At 71.2% G+C, this 15,497-nt stretch carries 16 protein-coding genes; 5 read left to right on the top strand and 11 right to left on the bottom strand.

Features of this window, described 5'->3' with window-relative positions; genetic code table 11:
• Positions 1-309: 309 nt before the first annotated feature.
• Complete coding sequence (locus ACZ5WG_RS35330; protein ID WP_468728597.1) at positions 310-729, bottom strand: MarR family winged helix-turn-helix transcriptional regulator; 420 nt, start codon at positions 727-729, stop codon at positions 310-312.
• A 61-nt stretch (positions 730-790) separates the two neighbouring features.
• On the opposite strand from ACZ5WG_RS35330, the gene ACZ5WG_RS35325 reads away from it, so the two are divergent.
• Positions 791-1,582, top strand: coding sequence for an alpha/beta fold hydrolase (locus ACZ5WG_RS35325; protein ID WP_468728596.1), 792 nt, complete (start codon positions 791-793; stop codon positions 1,580-1,582).
• Positions 1,583-1,786: 204 nt separating this feature from the next.
• Entirely contained in the window at positions 1,787-2,737 is a 951-nt protein-coding gene (locus ACZ5WG_RS35320) for an alpha/beta fold hydrolase (RefSeq protein ID WP_468728595.1), read from the top strand.
• Positions 2,738-2,804: 67 nt separating this feature from the next.
• Here the strand turns inward: ACZ5WG_RS35320 and ACZ5WG_RS35315 are convergent, their stop codons facing one another.
• From ACZ5WG_RS35315 to ACZ5WG_RS35280, 8 genes are all read right to left on the bottom strand, one after another.
• Positions 2,805-3,260: a GNAT family N-acetyltransferase gene (locus ACZ5WG_RS35315; RefSeq protein WP_468728594.1), complete on the bottom strand. Its 456-nt coding sequence runs from the start codon at positions 3,258-3,260 to the stop codon at positions 2,805-2,807.
• Between the two features lie 294 nt (positions 3,261-3,554).
• Positions 3,555-4,154 carry a GTP-binding protein gene (locus tag ACZ5WG_RS35310; RefSeq protein WP_468728592.1) on the bottom strand — a complete coding sequence of 200 codons (600 nt, stop codon included), beginning with the start codon at positions 4,152-4,154 and terminating at the stop codon, positions 3,555-3,557.
• A complete protein-coding gene (locus ACZ5WG_RS35305) occupies positions 4,141-4,512 on the bottom strand; it encodes a DUF742 domain-containing protein (protein ID WP_468728644.1) in 372 nt (123 codons plus the stop codon). The genes ACZ5WG_RS35310 and ACZ5WG_RS35305 overlap by 14 nt, the downstream gene beginning before the upstream one ends.
• Positions 4,512-4,934: a roadblock/LC7 domain-containing protein gene (locus ACZ5WG_RS35300; protein ID WP_468728591.1), complete on the bottom strand. Its 423-nt coding sequence runs from the start codon at positions 4,932-4,934 to the stop codon at positions 4,512-4,514. Before ACZ5WG_RS35300 ends, ACZ5WG_RS35305 begins: the two co-directional genes overlap by 1 nt.
• Positions 4,931-7,201, bottom strand: a complete 2,271-nt coding sequence (locus ACZ5WG_RS35295) for a sensor histidine kinase (RefSeq protein WP_468728589.1) — start codon at positions 7,199-7,201, stop codon at positions 4,931-4,933. The genes ACZ5WG_RS35300 and ACZ5WG_RS35295 overlap by 4 nt, the downstream gene beginning before the upstream one ends.
• Before the next feature lie 419 nt (positions 7,202-7,620).
• Positions 7,621-7,749, bottom strand: coding sequence for a hypothetical protein (locus ACZ5WG_RS35290; RefSeq protein ID WP_468728588.1), 129 nt, complete (start codon positions 7,747-7,749; stop codon positions 7,621-7,623).
• Positions 7,750-7,764: 15 nt separating this feature from the next.
• Entirely contained in the window at positions 7,765-9,264 is a 1,500-nt protein-coding gene (locus ACZ5WG_RS35285; protein ID WP_468728587.1) for a UDP-N-acetylmuramoyl-L-alanyl-D-glutamate--2,6-diaminopimelate ligase, read from the bottom strand.
• A 242-nt stretch (positions 9,265-9,506) separates the two neighbouring features.
• Entirely contained in the window at positions 9,507-9,659 is a 153-nt protein-coding gene (locus ACZ5WG_RS35280) for a hypothetical protein (RefSeq protein WP_266671358.1), read from the bottom strand.
• A 611-nt stretch (positions 9,660-10,270) separates the two neighbouring features.
• On the opposite strand from ACZ5WG_RS35280, the gene ACZ5WG_RS35275 reads away from it, so the two are divergent.
• Positions 10,271-10,915, top strand: a complete 645-nt coding sequence (locus tag ACZ5WG_RS35275; protein ID WP_468728642.1) for a GAP family protein — start codon at positions 10,271-10,273, stop codon at positions 10,913-10,915.
• A gap of 143 nt (positions 10,916-11,058) precedes the next feature.
• Here ACZ5WG_RS35275 and ACZ5WG_RS35270 read toward each other — a convergent pair whose 3' ends face one another.
• Positions 11,059-12,975 (bottom strand): MFS transporter, encoded by a 1,917-nt coding sequence (locus ACZ5WG_RS35270; protein ID WP_468728586.1) that lies wholly within the window; start codon positions 12,973-12,975, stop codon positions 11,059-11,061.
• A gap of 169 nt (positions 12,976-13,144) precedes the next feature.
• Here ACZ5WG_RS35270 and ACZ5WG_RS35265 point away from each other — a divergent pair, with 169 nt between their 5' ends.
• The gene (locus tag ACZ5WG_RS35265; RefSeq protein WP_468728584.1) at positions 13,145-13,582 is read left to right on the top strand and encodes a hypothetical protein; all 438 of its coding nucleotides are present in this window, start codon (positions 13,145-13,147) and stop codon (positions 13,580-13,582) included.
• A 114-nt stretch (positions 13,583-13,696) separates the two neighbouring features.
• Complete coding sequence (locus tag ACZ5WG_RS35260) at positions 13,697-14,431, top strand: hypothetical protein (RefSeq protein WP_468728583.1); 735 nt, start codon at positions 13,697-13,699, stop codon at positions 14,429-14,431.
• A 159-nt stretch (positions 14,432-14,590) separates the two neighbouring features.
• Here ACZ5WG_RS35260 and ACZ5WG_RS35255 read toward each other — a convergent pair whose 3' ends face one another.
• Positions 14,591-15,169: a hypothetical protein gene (locus tag ACZ5WG_RS35255; protein ID WP_468728582.1), complete on the bottom strand. Its 579-nt coding sequence runs from the start codon at positions 15,167-15,169 to the stop codon at positions 14,591-14,593.
• Between the last annotated feature and the right edge of the window lie 328 nt (positions 15,170-15,497).

The raw sequence follows: 15,497 nt of genomic DNA, 5'->3' as shown, positions 1-15,497 counted from the left end.
CCCGGGGCCGTCGTGACGCGCCGTCGACGCCAGGCTCGCTCGCCCAGGCCGGGAACTGCCCTGGTGCAGCGGCCTGGTGCAGCGGCCTGGTGTAGCGACCCGCAATCCTCCGACCGGTCTCGACGCGTCAGGGGCGGTCATGCATCGAGGACCAAGTACCGCGTTCCGTCTGCTCGTCGGAGAGCAGTAGGCCGTCGGCCCTGCGCTCGATCAGGACGGGCGGGTGCGAGCGCACGCGTGCGTACCTGAGCTCTTCGTTTCGCGGCGTCGCCGGCCGTCGCAGGTGGGCGGCTTTCGTGACGACATGGCCTACATGCCTGCGCCGCCGTCGATGCGTTGGAGCAGGTCGAGCAGAGTGGCGCGGTCGGCCGGGGACAGGTGCGAGTAGCACGCGGCGAGGACCTCGTCGGCGATCCGGTGTCCCGCGTTCAGGACCTCTTCGCCGGAGGGGGTGAGGTAGTGCTCGATACGTCGGCCCACGCCCGGCCTGCGGTCGATCAGGCCCAGGGCTGTCAGCCGGCCGGCGAGCGTGCCGAAGGCCTGCTCGCTCTGGAAGGTCGCCGCAGCCAGGGCGCGGGCCGGCGCCCCGGGTGTTCGGCTGATCGCGCGGAGGGCGTCCCACTGCGCCAGTGTCGTGCCGGCGGCGGCGAGGCGGCTGTCCAGCGCACGGTGCTGCCTGTACTGGGCCTGCTTCACCGCTCTTCCGAGGACCTGCAGTTCATCTGGCATGGTTCCAGTCTACGGGACAACTAAGCTTGTTTATATAAACAGTCTTAGTTATGGTCCTGACATGCCCTCACACAAGAGCGTCGCCCTGTACCCGGACCTGTCCCTCACTCTGACCGAAGCCGGAACCGGCAGGCCCTGCCTGATCCTGCACGGCGGCGGGGGGCCGGCCACGGTCGCCGGGCTCTCATCCCACCTCGCCCGGACCGTGCACGCCATCACCCCGGTACACCCGGGATGGGACGGCACCCACCGCCCGGGGTGGCTGACCGGCATCGACGATCTCGCCCTCGCCTACCTGCACTACCTCCAAGACCGCGGGCTGCGCGACGTCCTGGTCGTCGGCTCCTCGATCGGCGGCTGGACCGCCGCGGAGATGGCCGTACGGGACACCGGTGGAATCGTCACCGGGCTCGTCCTGGTCGACCCCGTCGGAGTCCACGTCGAGGCCGAGCCGATCAGGGACTTCTTCGCGCTCGACGCCCTCGGCGTGGCCGAGTACGCCTGGCACGACTCGGCCCGCTTCTACCGTGACCCCGAGACGCTTCCCGCAGGGCAAGTCGCCCTTCAGCAGGGCAACATGGCGACTCTCCGCGTCCTCGCGGGTGACCCATACATGCACGACCCGAAGCTGCTCCGCCGTCTGCGGCGTGTCGACGTGCCCGCACTCCTGCTCTGGGGTGAGAGCGACCGCATCGTCACCCCCGCCTATGGCGCCGCGTACGCCGAAGCCCTCGGCAGCGGCCGGCTCCACGTCATCCCCGAGGCCGGCCACCTGCCGCAGCTGGAGCAGCCGGAAGCGACCTTCGCCGCGATCGACGCCTACCTGCGCGAGGAGGCGGGGTCGACTCCGTGACCCGGCGCAAGGTGTCTTCGCCGACGGCCGGGACCTCGGCGTCCGGCAGACGGGCTGCGAACCGGGACGTCAGAGCCCCGGGCCGCTGCCGAGGTCGAGGGCCGGTGGCGCGGTCCGGCCGACCCGAAGCCCCTTCGTGGTACCGACGTACCAACAACATGGTACGGTCGTATCACGAAGAACGGATCTTCCCGGAGGTGCCCCGTGCCCGAGAACACGACCCGAGTGCGACGCGACATCGGCCACTACGTGAACGACGAGCTGCGCGACCGGTACTTCGCCACCTGTGACGTGCTCTATGCGATGGGTGCGCCCGCCCGCTCCGAGACGGACGTCGAGACGAGCTTCGGGACCACGCACGTCTACCGCTACGGCCCCACGGACCCGGCGGCCGAGTCCCGCACGCCCGTCGTCCTGATCCACGGTTCGGGTGGCTGCTCCGCCCAGTGGTACCCCAACACCCGTGCACTCAGTGCCGAACGCCCCGTCTACGCCCTCGACACCCCCGGCGACCCGGGCCGTAGCGTTCAGCGCGAGCCCATGTGGCAGCCCGAGCGCGCAGCCCAGTGGATGGACGAGGCCCTCGACGCGCTCGGTCTCGACCGGGTCCACCTCGTCGGCTCTTCCTACGGCGGCTGGTTGGTCATCAACCAGGTGCACCTCCGGCCCGGCCGGCTCGCCTCCGTCACCGCCCTCGATCCGGGCGGTCTGGAGAAGGTGGGCCTGCGCTTCTTCGTCTGGATCTTCGCCAGCCTCTTCGCCACCTTCGCCCCCAAGGCGCTGCGCCCCCGCCTCGCTGCCTGGCTCGAACAGCCGGTGATCGTCGTTCCCGAGCTCCGCACATGGATCCATGCGGGCGTCCGCGCCTTCCGGATCCGCCGTCCCGCGCCGCTGCCGCTGACCGATGACGAACTGGGCTCCATCCGGACGCCGTTCTACCTGGTCATGGGCAAGCGCAGCCTGCTCGTACACCCGAAGCGGCAGTTGGAGCGGGTGCCGCGCCTGATCCCCGGGGCCCGGGCCGAGATCGTCGCCGCGACCGGCCACGGCCCGCAGATCGACCACCCCGACCTGGTCAACGCCCGGATGCTGAGCTTCATGGAGGACATCGACTCCCTCGACCCTGCGGCGAACCGGGGCGCCACGAACGCGTAGTGACTCGTGCCCCGTTCGCGCGATGAGGAGGCGGCCGGTGCGAGGCCGCCGAGAGCGGAGCCGAGGGTCAGAGGCCGGGGGTCATGTCGTACGTGACCCACATGGTGCGAGTGGCCACCTGGTCGTACTTCGACCGCGCACGGTGGTTGTCGTCCGCGGTGATCCAGCGGACCACGCTCCAGCCGTGCGCGGCCGCGAGCTCGCGCAGGGCGCCGAGCAGCTGGTCGCTGGCGCCGGAGCCGCGGTGTTCGGGCGCCACGAACAGGTCGTCGAGGAAGCAGCCGACCGTCGCGGAGAGCGGCCGGGAGAACGGGCGGTAGTGGGCCAGGCCGACGAGCCGGCCGGCAGCGTTCTCGGCGACCAGGGCGCTGACCTCGTGGCCGGGGTCGGTGACCCAGGACCACACGGTGGCGGCCGCTTCCTCGGTCTGCTCCACGTTGTAGAAATCGGCGTAGCCGCGGTAGAGGGCGCGCCACTGGGCGAAGTCCTCAGCCTGCACGGCACGCACGATGATGTCGGACATGTGACGGGGCTCCCGTGATCGAAGGAATGGGACGGGGAGGAGCCTGATCGCTCCTCCCTCTGTCCAGGGAATCGATCATGCTGGAGTGGGGCGCGGGCGGCAGGTGCCGGGGCGGAGCAAAACGGACCGCCGGAGCGCCATGGTGGACGGGTGCCCAGGTGGGCCCGGGCTGCTAGTAGGGCCGGAGTCATGCTTGCGCAAGGCGGGCGGGTGTGGATGCGGGAGCCGGCATCGGCGGCGGAGCCGGTGCCCGTCCCGGCCACGCTTCTCGACTGCGTCCCTCCTGATGCTCGATCAGGCGCTCGCCGCGGTCCGCGCCTCGGCGATGACCACGTCGAGCAGGGTCAGCAGGGCGTCGCGGGCGTCCGTACGGGAGCGGGCGTCGAGCAGGAGGACGGGCGTGGCCGGGTCGCGCAGGTGCAGTGCGGCGGCGATCTCCTCGGCGGTGTACGGCTGCTCGCCGTGGAAGCAGTTCGCGCCGACCACGAACGGCAGTCCCCGGCTCTCGAAGAAGTCGATGGCCGGGAAGCCGCGGTCCAGGCGCCGCGTGTCGACGAGTACGAGTGCCCCCAAGGCCCCGTTCAGCAGGTCGTCCCACATGAACCAGAACCGCTCCTGGCCGGGTGTGCCGAACAGGTAGAGGACGACTCCGGCGTCGGCGAGGGTGATCCGGCCGAAGTCCATCGCGACGGTGGTCAGTGTCTTGGACTCGATGCCGTCGAGGTCGTCGACACCGACTCCCGCGCTCGTGAGGCGCTCCTCCGTACGCAGCGGCTCGATCTCCGAGACCGCCTCGACCAGAGTCGTCTTGCCGACTCCGAACCCACCGGCAATGAGGATCTTGACAGGGGACGCTTCCTGGACGGGAGTATCGGAGGTGTCATATCCGGGCAAGGTTGTCCCTGATTTTCATGAGCAGGTGGACATTGGTGGTCTCGGCCCCCTCCAGCGGCGGCCGATGGCGGATGAGCCCGCGGTCCGCGAGTTCGCCGAGGAGAAGCGTCATCGGAGTGAGGCGCATGTGCATCCGCGCGGCGATCTCGGCGACCGCCAGTCCGCCCGACGGCGCGCACATGGCCAGGATGGCCCGCCATTCGGTGGGCAGGCCGCTGAGGGCTTCGTCCTCGGTGACCGCCGCCACGATCGTGGTGTCCATGGTGAGGACGGTCTGCGGAGCGGCGGCTGTACGTCCGTCGGTCAGGGCGTACAGCCGGGTCCGGCGGAGGCTTCGGCGCTGCGGCTCGTCCGGCATTACGACGTCGACGCCGGTGTTGACGTCGGCGCCGGCGTGCGCTCGGGGGTGCCCAGCCACTCGCCGAGCGCCTGGGCGGTTCGTACCGCCTCGCCTCCCAGCTCCCCGAGCCGTGCCTTGCGGGAGGTCACCACGATGAGCGTGCTGCCTTCCCCGCACCCGACGATGCAGAGGTACCGGTCGTTCATCTCCACCAGTTGGCGGATGACCCCGCCCCCGCCGACCTCCCTCGATATCGCCTTCATCGTGGCGGCGATACCGGAGGACGCGGCCGCGATGCGCTCCGCCTGGTCCCGCTCGAGCAGGTAGGCGCTGAGCTTGATCCCGTCGTTGGACAGGAGCACGGCTCCCTGGATGCCGGCGATCCTGCTCAGGTTGTTGTCCAGGACGCTGTAGATCATGTCGTTGGTTGTCGTGGTCATGGCTGATCCTGTCTGAGCTCTGCTTCCACTTTCCGGGTTCCCTCTTCATAGTCCGCCCAGGCGTCGGCCACCTCTTCGGGGCTCGCCGCGTCCTGGCCTGCGTCCGGCTCCGGGGCACGGGGGCCGCGGAGTTGCCGGGTGAGGTGGGTCTGGGGGACGCGCTCGGGCAGGGCCGGCCGCGCGCCGTCGCCGGATCCGGAGCGAGCGGGCAGCGCCGGCTCGCTCCGCAGCCGTACGGGCATGGGGGCGGGGACCGGCCGGACCTCGGGGGCGGGAGCCCGTACGGGGGTGAGCACGGGGGCCGGCTCCGGATCCCGGTCGGTTGCCGGCCCGGGCTGCGCCGCAGGAGCCGGCACCCGCTCGCCCTTCCGTTCGGCCGGCGCGAGCAGCTCGCTCGGCAGGATCACCACGGCCGCCGTCCCCCCGTACACCGAGCGCCGCAGCGTGACCCGGGCCTGGAGCTGGTCGGCAAGGTGGCCCACCACGAAGAGGCCCAGCCGGTGCGCGTTCTCGGCGAGGACGGAGTACGGGGGCGCCGAGTGCAGACGCCGGTTCATCTCCTCGTACCCGGCGGCCGCCACGCGCGGTCCGCGGTCCTCGATCTCGATCGACAGCCCGTCCGCCGCCAGTTCGGCGCGTACGACCACCTTCGACCGCGGCGGCGAGAACCGGGTCGCATTGTCCAGCAGCTCTGCCAGCAGGTGGCTGATCTGACTGATCACGTGTGGCTGCACGCTCGCCTCGTCCAGCGCCTGGCGTTCGATCCGCCGGAAGTCCTCGACCTCCGCGGCGGCTTCCCGCAGCAGGTCGGCGAGGCGCATGGGTTCGGTGTGCGGGTCCGGGATCTCGCCACCGGCGAGGATGAGCAGGTTCTCTATCTGGCGCCGCATTCCCACCGTCAACTGGTCGGACCGCATCAACTGGGCCAGGAGCGCTTCGTCGTGGCCGAAGGCGTCCTGGATGTCCTCGGTCAGTCCCAGCTGGCGGCTGACGAGGTTTCCGGTGCGTGAGGCGATGCCCGAGGCGAACAGGCCGAAACCATGCCGCTCGGCCGCGAGCTGCCGGTGTCCGTCGACGGACACGGCGACGACCCGGGCGAACGCATCGCTGATCCGCCCAACCTCGTCCTGGTGCCCGCGCACGGCCGGCAACGCCTCGGCATCGACGGCCTGCCCGCGCTGGAGCCGGGCCACAACCTCGGGCAGTGTCTGCTCGGCGATGGCGACCGTACGGGTGTGCAGGCGGCTCAGCCTGCGCAGCACCGACCGCGTGGTGAGGACGACGACCCCGGTGACCAGCAGCAGGGCGCCGCCGCTGCCCCCGACCAGCCAGTACACCTCGGTCTCCAGGTCGGAGGCCTTCGCGTCGGCGTGCGCGAGCACGCTCCGCGACCGGTCCGCGTTGAGTGCGGCCAACTGCGGCGCGAACGCGTCGTGCGCGGCACGCCAGCCGGCGACATCGGCCGGCAGCTTCACCCCGGAGGCAGTGTCCTGGTGGTTGCTGACCACTGCATTCTCGATGCGGACCTTATCGCGCCAGGCGTCCGAGGCGGTGAGCTTGTCGTACGAAGCCTGTTCCGCGGGCGACAGGTACGGCACGATCCAGGTGTCGTACAGGTACCGGTGGGTGCCGACGGCATCGAGCAACTCCGAGAAACCGGTGGCCGCCAGCTCCTTGGACGGCCCGGCCAGCGCGAGGATCGCGTCCTCGCGCGCGACCATCTCGGACGCGGAGAACAGGGCGACGGCGGGCCTGCTCTCCTGGGCGAGTTCGGCGTCCTCCGCGTGGCTGAATTCATCCTGGTACGCGCGGATGATGTCTCCGACCGTGCCGGTGTAGTAGCCGACCACCTGTTCGGCACTGCCGCTGTGGGCATCCGCGCGCTTGCGGTACGCGGCCAGCTGGTCGAGACGGACGCCCACCTCGTCGAGGTGGCCGCCCGTCTGCCCTGAAGGCTGCGCGCCGCCGCTGTCGCCGATGCCCGAGACCCGCCGGAACTCCGCCGCCGCACGGTCCGTTGCCGCCCGCTTCTCGCCGAGGCCGGCGGCGACGGAACCGCCCGCCCACTGCGCTGCCGTCATTGCACGCTCGGCCTGCAGCCGGGTCATGAGCTCGACCAGGGGTACGCCGATGCGCTCGCCGGCCTCCACGTCGGTACGCAGGTGCTCGGACTGGGCCAGCAACCGCTGGGCGGTCACGGTCACCTGGGCGGCCATCGCCACGGTCGGGACGACGGCCAGGCAGACCAGCATCGTACGGAGGCGCACGGTGCGGCGGCGCCGAACGGCCGGCGGCGGGCTTGGTGGGCGTTCGGGTTCCATCGGAGGCATCGGTCCTCGGGAGCGGCAGAACGGGGATGGACCACGGACGGTTGAGCACAGTCCTCGGGAGAGGGCATGGGGGAACTGCCGACGCGGCCCCGTGGGGTGAGGATGCCGATCATATCCAGCCAGTCCGAATAAACGGAGAGCTTACTTCCCTGCTTATGCGTGGTAAGGGTGCCGAGCCCCGGCCTGGTGGCGGCGTCCCGGATGTCGGGACCCAAGCCGTGGTCGAGGCGGCCGGCGCCGGGGTGCCGACCGGCGCCTCCGCAGCGAGAAGGAGTCTTCGAAGGTGCACCCCGGGACCGGGCTCCTTCTTGATCACGACCTGCGCAACGATCATGGTTGTTCCGGGTCACCGGGTATCAGGCGTGTACGGCTGCTTCCCGGCCGGGTACTTGGAGGGCGAGCTCCCGGAACTGCTCGACGCACTGGTGGACTTCCTCGCGGGCGGCCACGACGGCTTCGCGGCGGGTGCGGACGTTCCACAACACACCCTTCAGGGCCCGTCAGGAGGCCGGGTCGGCCCCGGCGAGGTCGCGTACGGTGGCCATGTCGCTGAAGGGGAGGAGTTCCTCGCCCACGATCTGGTGCGGTTCGCTGCCCTTTCCGGCGATCAGGACGATGTCCTCGGGTCGCGCGGCGGCGAGCGCCAAGCCGATGGCCCTGCGCCGGTCGGCGGAGCGCTCGTAGGGGGTGCCGGTGGCCGCGATGCCGGGGGCGATCTGGTCCAGGATCGCCTCGGGGTCCTCGGTACGCGGGTTGTCCGAGGTCAGGACGCACAGGTCGGAGTGGGTCCCGGCGATCCGGCCCATCTCGGCCCGCTTGGTGGTGTCCCGGTCGCCGCCGCAGCCGAAGACGGTGATGACCCGGCCGCGGGCGAAGCCCCGGATGGCCGTGAGGACCTTGTCGAGGGAGTCGGGAGAGTGCGCGTAGTCCACGATCACCGACGTGCCGGCGGGGGTCACGAAGCGCTCGAACCGGCCCGGTACGGGCGGCATCTGCGCGAGCGCGGCGACCAGTCCGGCCAGGTCGTGCCCCAGGACCCGGCAGGCCGCCACGGCCGCCAGCGCGTTGGACACGGAGAACCGCCCCGGGACCGGGACGGCCGCGGGGTACGCCCGGCCCGCGTGGTGCAGGGTGAACCGGGTGCCGGATGCGTCCGCGACCAGGTCCGCGGCGCGGAAGTCGGCCTCCGCGTCGAGTCCGTACGTGGTCACCGCGCCCGGCATCATCGCCCGGATCCTGGTTCCCACGGCGTCGTCCACGTTGACCACCGCGTGCCGGCAGAGCCCCTGGAACAGCCGGAGTTTGGCGTCCGTGTAGCGGCCCATCGTGCCGTGGTCGTCGAGGTGGTCCTGGGTCAGGTTGGTGAAGACGCCGACGTCGACGAACGTGCGGTCCATCCGGTACGTCTGCAGCGCCATCGAGGTGGCCTCCAGCACCACGCTGCCCGTGGCCCGGTCGCGCATGCGGCCCAGGAGGTACTGGAGGTCGGGCGATTCCGGAGTGGTCAGCACCGAGGGCGGCATCGGGATCACCTCGTCGCCGATCCTGCTGCCCGCCGTCCCGATGACGCCCACCGAGGCACCCTCGGAGATCCTCAGCAGCGACTCGACCATGTACGAGATGGAGGTCTTCCCGTTGGTCCCGGTGACCGCCACCACGTCCATGTGCCGCCCCGGCTCGCCGAAGTAGCGGGAGGAGGCGACGGCGGCGGCCTTGCGGGTGTCGGCCACCCGTACGACGCACACCGCGGGCGGCAGCTCCCGTTGCGGGGGCGCGGCGGCGGCTCCCGCCGCGTCGACGAGCACGGCCACCGCCCCGCGCGCGAGCGCCGCGCCGATGGCGGCGGGGCCGCCTCCGCGATGGCCGGGTACGGCGATGAAGAGCGAGCCCGGCACGACCCGGTCGATGTCGAAGGTGGTGCCCGCGGTGATCCGCGTCGATGCGGCGTCACCCTGGATGACGTGGTGCTCGTGGCCGGTCAGCAACCCGCTCAACTTCACGGTGGTCCCTTCGGGAGCGGCGGGGGCCCGGCGTGCGGCCCGCGCCTGGCGACAGCGCCGACGGATCGCCGGTACTGCGGTGATGTGGTGGGGGGGCGAGGGGCGCCCCCGGGCGACGGGACCGGGAAGGGTCGGGGCGCGGTGGCCCGGCCGGGAGGCCGGAGGTGGGCGGGGCCGTCCCGGGAAGGGGTACGGGAGGGGCCCGGATGAGGTGGGGCGGCGGGGGGACGGCGGCGGAAGCGCTAGCCGTGCCCGTGCGGGGCACCGCGGCCGACCGCGGGGGCCTGGCCGTCGACGGCGGTCCGGGAGCTGACGCCCGTCCGGTCCGCGCGGGCCGCACGCGCGGCGGGAGCGGCCTGCGGCAGGCACTCCTCCGTGACGCGTGTGCGGTTCATGGGCCGAGTGTACGGGCGCCGGCGCGCCCCGGGCGCCACGCCGGGGCGGGGCACATCCGTTTCCCGCCGCCTTGGCCCGGGGCGGCGGGCTTCCCGTCGACCGAGCGCCCCCGCTGCCCGATGGGGTGACGCAGGGACGGGTACGGCCGTGACCGGGCCGGAGCGGCTGCAGCTCGTCCCGGTCCTGATCCGATCGGCGACCTCCCTCACCGGCAGCCCGTCCCGGGCCTCGCGGGCCAGCCGGTCCTCACCGGGCTCCGCCTCGAACTCGTAGGTGTACACGGCCACGTACGCCGCGGCGGCGTCGAAGGCGGCGCGTGACCCGTTCACGTCCTGCTCGGTGAGAGGGGCCGCCGCCTGCGAGGGCTTCGCGCTCCTCCGCGGTGTTCAGCGCCTGTTCGGCCCGGCCGGGCTCCGGGCGGCGGCAGGTGGCGCCGTGCGGCATTCGGGAACGTGCGGCATTCGGGAACGTGCGCGTGGCCTGCTTGACCGGCCGGTCCGCCGCCCGCAAAGTCGGAATGCGGTGTCGTGACAGCGCCGCCCGACCCCGTTCTCCGGTCCACCCGTCCGAAGGCGGCAGACGGCCTTGGCCTCCGGGAGTGACTGCGCTGATGGTCCTCGACCTGGTCGTGATCGGCACGGCCATCACCCTGGGGCCTCTGCACAACAGCGCCTTCATCCTGCTGCTCGCCTCGCGGCGTGGCGTCCGCAAGGGCCTGGCGTTCCTGTTGTCGTGGCTCGCCAACCTGGTTGTGGTGATCGCGTGTGTGGTGCTGCTGACTGGTGGCGAGCCCCCGGCCCGCCACAGCACGCCGTCGACCGCCGTGGCGTTTGTGAAACTCGCCATCGGCCTGGGGCTGGTGCTGTACGGCGCACACCGGCGCCGTCGGCCGCCCCGCCCGCACGGCCCGCCGCACTGGACCGCCCGGGTGGACAGCGCCTCGCTGGTCACGGCCGCCGGGCTGGCATGGCTGCTGCAGCCTTGGGCGCTGGTCGGTGCCGGCGCCGCGACGGTCGTCGCCGCGGACCTCTCCTCCGTCACCAGCTGGCTCGCACTGACCGGCTACTGCCTGCTGGCCACGCTCGGCCTCATCGTCATGGAGATGTACACGGTCTGGGCACCGGCGGCCGCGGGTGCCAGGTTGAACGCCCTGCGGATCTGGCTTGAGCAGCATCAGGAGCAGCTGATCGTCACGATCGCCCTGCTCGTCGGCCTGTGGCTGACGGCCCGGGGCATCTATGAGCTGGTCGCCTGACCGCACGTGCGACTTGGGCAGATGCTCCACTCCGCGCTCGCGCCCGTGACGTGGGCGTCCTCCCGGGCCGGGCCGTAGCGCTCAGGGAAGGGGACGGTGCCGTCCCGGGGGGCGAAGAGGGCCGGGCCGGGGACCGAGACACCTCAGCCTCCCGGTCCGGTCGACCCCTCGGTGACGGACGCGGAGTCCTCGGCGTAGTAGCGCCGAAGGAGCTCCTGCTCGGCCTCCCGGCGCGGGAACTTGAAGAAGACCAGGAGCGCACCGAGTGCGATCGCGGTCAGGCCCGCGGTGTATGCCCAGTCGTCGCCGTCGAGGAACGACTGGCGGGCTGCCGCGACGATCTGGTCGGCGTACTGGGGGTGCTGCTGGGCGACCTGCTCTGCGGAGGCGAACGACTTCGTCAGCTCGCTCTGGACCTGGTCCGACACGTCCTTGCTCTTGGAAGACGTGGCGATCGCCGAGCTGAAGGCCGAGGCGTATCCGGCGGTGAGCAGCACGCCCATGACGGACTGCATGATGGCCCCACCGAGGTCCCGTTGCAGGTCCGCGGTGCCCGAGGCCATACCTGCCCGTCGCACGGGGACCGACCCGGTCAGCGAGTGCGATGCGGGCGTCCCGGCGAAGCCGACCCCGATGCCGGTGAGCACGTAGGCAAGGCCGATCTGCCAGTAGCTGCTGTCCTCGGCCCAGAACAGCAGCATCCAGCCGAAGGCGAGGAAGAGGAACACGTAGCCGATCAGCAGCGTCGTGCGGGCGCCTCGCGTCTCGACCAGCTTCGCGGATCGCGGTGCCACGATGACCATCATCACGACGACGGGCAGGATGGCGGCCCCTGCTGCGATGGAGTCGTACTCGAGCACGTTCTGCAGGTACTGCTGGCTGACGAACGCCGACCCCATCAGGGAGCCGAACACGATGATGCCCGCGCATGCGGCGACCCAGAACGTTCGCCGGCCGGCGACGTGGAGGTCGTACAACGGGTTGGGAGCCCGCCGCTGACGCCAGAAGAACGCTGCTCCGGCAGCGAGGGCGATCACGACGAGGCCGACGACCAGCGCCCCCTGGTTGCGGACGGCGGCGAGATTGATCGCCAGAACGAGTCCCGCGATCAAGAGGACGGACAGGATGCCGCCGAGGTTGTCCACCGGTTCGGTCGACTCGTTGGCGTGCGCGGGGACGAACAACAGAGCCATGATCAGCGCGACCACGGCGAGGGGCAGGGTGACCAGGAACACCGACCCCCAGTAGAACTGTTCGAGCAGCGCGCCCGCGACCACTGGCCCGAGCATGGAGATGCCTCCGCCCAGGGCCGACCACAACGCGATCGCGTTCGTCCGCCCCGGCCCTGCCCACAGGGCGGTGATCAGCGCCAGGGTGGTCGGGTAGGCCATGCCGGCCGAGAGTCCTCCGAGGATCCGGGCCGCCACGAGGACGGTGTCATTCGGCGCGCAGGCGGCGAGCAGACAGGCGGGGATGGAGAGGACGATGCCGAGGAGCAGCAGCAACTTGCGCCCGTGACGGTCGCCGATCGCCCCTAGATAGAGGACCGATGCGGCCAGGCCGAGGGAGTACCCCACGGCGATCATGTTCAGCGCGGTCTGCGACGAGTCGAAGGCCTTCCCGATCGCGGGCAGGGCCACGTTGGCCACCGACAGGTTCAAGTTGGCCACCGCGGCAACGATGATCAGGGACGCGAGCACGAGCGGCGCCCGCGCCGGGGCCTCGCGCGGAACGCCGCCTTGAGGCGCGGCACTTTTCGACACGGAGACCTCCGGGCAAAGTTGGGCTTCGCGGGAGTCCTGCCTGATCCGCCTTGCCGTACATCGCCCCCATTGGACCTCGCCCACCGTCACCGCCGCGGTCCGCCGCGCCGCCCAGAAGCACCGCCAGGGCGAAAAGCTGCCCGGGCGCCGCTTCGAGGTGGCGGTCGAAGTGGCGATGACCTCGTCGAGCCGGGCCAGGCCGTCGGTATCGCCGCAGGGGACGTGGAAGACATCGGGCAGCAGCGGCCTGAACGGGTCCTGGTAGAGGGCGCGGGCGGTCAGCGACAGGGCACCCACGCCTTGCGGGCAGCGGCCGCACCGACCGCCGAAGCCGTGGTCCGCCGCCCGGTCGCCGTCCGCTTCGAGGGCCTGCGCCCGGGGCCCTGACCCTGCCGAGCTCGCCGCTTCGTCTGATCGGCCAGGGGCTGCCGGGCAGCGGATTCCGGCCGCCGGATATGGTCTTGGCATGGTCACGGCCCGGGCAGCATGGATCACGAGGCGGAGTCGCCGCCCGGCGGGTCCGTTGCGGCTGTTGTGGCTGGCCGCTCTGCTGTTCGCCCTCCTCTACACCCACGCCGCAGGAGCCGACAGTGCCTCCGCGCACGTCACCGGCGGGGCCGTCGCCACGCCCCACGCAGCGTCCGTCGAGATCGCCGGCACCCACCACTCCGACGGTGAGGGGCCCAGCGGGAGAAACGACGACACCGGGCATTCGCACCCCGCCGAGACATGCACCTCCGGCCATCCGGAGCAGGGCTGCGATCTGCCCTGCCCGCACCTCGTTCCTCTGGAGGAGCTGACTCCCGCCTTCGCCGCGATGCGGCCGCAGCTCTGGGCCCCGACGATCCCGTCCGGTCTTCCGCCCTGGCGAAGTTCCCTCAGTTCAGTGGTGCAGCAGGTATAGGTCCGGGCGTTCCGTCCCGACCCTGCCCTGACTCTCATCGCCGACCCCGGCCCACCCATTGCCGGTGCGTGCCGGGGTGATGAGCCACACCTGTAGCACCCAAGGAACTCGCACATGACCTCCATACGGCTTCTCGATGCCCGGCATGCGGACCCCGCGCCGGTCGCTCCCGCGACACGGCGGGCCGCCCGGCGCAAGAGGCACTCGTCCCGCAAGCGTTCGCTGGCCGCCCGCTATCTCGGCTACGTCGGGTACTTCGTCGGCGCAGGCCTCATCAGCGGCGCAGTTGTCCACCACCCGCTGGACCCCGAGCGCTACACGCGGATCGCCCTCTACGGTGCGCTCGTCTTCCTCACCGCCACCGTCCTCAACGAGTTCTTCCTCATCCGGGAGCGGCCCGGGCTTCCGCGCATGCTGGTGGTGATGGGCTCTTCGCTGTTGTTGTCCTTCGGCATCGGCATGCTCAGCGGCGGGCTCCAGCACTTCGACGACTTCCCCGCCCGCGGCGCGGTCCTCGTCCCCGCCGGTCTCGTCGTCTCCTTCATCGCCTACGTGATCAAGGATGCCGACACGCCCTGGCACCGCATCTTCAGCCTCGTCGGCCTGACCGTTCTCGCCGTAGCGGCTGTCGCCCACCTCGGCCTGCGTGAAGTCGCAACCTCCATGGAGACCGCGCCGGGCGGCCCGGGCCACAGCCACGGCACCGCCGAAGAAGCCACCACGGAAAGGCCTGCGGCAGACGATCACGCATCCACCACCGGCCCTTCGGCCCCAGCTGCCGGTAGGACCGCCCCCACGGCCAAGCCCAGCCCGAAGACACCCGAGCACAACGACGGCCACAGCCACTGAGCGTCTCGGGTGGTTGGTCCGGTGAGACCGGACCAACCACCCGGGCAGGGCACTGTGAAGGCCGGCGTCCAGTGGTCCGGCCCGAGATCCACCCAGGCGGCCGTCACCGGTTTCCGGCCCCGAATGTGACCGGTGCGATCACCAGGACGAAAAGGGCGATCAGTGCCGGCTGTTCAGGAAGCCGATCGCGACCGCACCCCACCAGGCAGCTTGTGAAACAGACGCGGTCACGGCACCGCGGATCAACAGCGAGCGGCCGACGGGGCCGCCATCGACAGCTGCCAGGCGGCGGTGCAGGGCTGACGCCTGGACGCCGTTGAGGGAGAGCACCAAGACGAGGCCGAGCTTCACGCACGTCAGGGGTGAGCCGAGATCGGGGTGGAGGAAGGCGCCGCTGAAGAGAAGACCGCCGAGGCCGGCCCACACGGGTATGTGCAGCGGGGCGGTGAAGTCGAGCACTTCACGGAGGGTCTTGCGGCCCATGAGCCACAGCGCGCCGTAGTAGTCGATGGCGAGCACCGCACCGAAGCCCAGGACCAGGGAGGCGAGGTGTACGAACAGCGCCGCGGTGTGCAGGGTGGTGTCGGCGCGCGTGTGCAGGGCGATCCACGTGGTCGCTGCCCAGCCGACGCATACCGCCAGCGATGCTGCGGCGGTCCCACACCATGAGGGGAGCTGGAGGAGTTCTGCTTCCCGTCCAGGTCTTCGTGGGGTCGCGGTGGCGTTGGCGGCGGACATTGCTGCTCCAGGGATCTTCTGCAGTGTGCTCACACCGGCAAGGAGCAAGCAAAGGTAAGGCTGGCCTAAGCATCGATGGTCGTCAAGGTGACCGTCCGCACAGTGGACGGCGCGCTGCGCGGTCATGGCTCGCACACGCGTGCGGTGGTGGTTGCCGGACGGATTCGGCCCGTGACCTGGCATGGCGCGCATGTCGCGACGCCTGCCTCTGTTGCTCCGGGCCTGGTTCGCGGTGCTGCTGGCGTGCGCTGCGCTGTTGTCGCCTGTCTGACAGGACTGGCCCGTACGGCGATGTCGATGGCCGTGGCTGCCGCAGTGAGTACGCGAC

The organism is Streptomyces sp. NPDC032745 (genome assembly GCF_055579465.1).
The sequence above is the reverse complement of the archived record's forward strand: the minus strand, read 5'-3'. Positions and strand labels throughout refer to the sequence as shown.